The sequence below is a fragment of the Pseudoalteromonas sp. SIMBA_162 genome (assembly GCF_046535955.1).
Classification (GTDB): Bacteria; Pseudomonadota; Gammaproteobacteria; order Enterobacterales; family Alteromonadaceae; genus Pseudoalteromonas; species Pseudoalteromonas marina.
Genome location: NZ_JAWJBQ010000454.1, coordinates 1 through 269, shown reverse-complemented (window position 1 = coordinate 269; position 269 = coordinate 1). Strand labels below are relative to the sequence as shown.

General features: G+C 52.0%; 1 protein-coding gene. It reads right to left on the bottom strand.

Going from position 1 to position 269, the window contains the following annotated elements; all coding sequences use genetic code 11:
• Positions 1–269: hypothetical protein (locus tag R0J88_RS20460; protein WP_410900944.1), on the bottom strand; the 269-nt coding region annotated here is incomplete at both ends.

Below are 269 nucleotides of genomic sequence, written 5' to 3'. Positions count from 1 at the left end.
CATCCAGGCTGTATGCAGACTCTTCAATAGTCCGGTTTTTGTCGTAGTACGCATCCGGATTGCTCTGCCAGGTCGCAGGTTTAGCATCCCATGCGTAAACGTAGGAAGCGCCGATGGCGAAGCCTGGAAGATTCCAGTTTTTCAGGTCATACATCGCACCGAAGAAGACTGCTTTTTCGCCGTTGGCGTTGAAGTCAGAACGGTTGTCCCACCAGATATCCAGGCGACCGTTTGAGGAAGCGTAGGTTGGAGTCATACGTTGCAGGAAG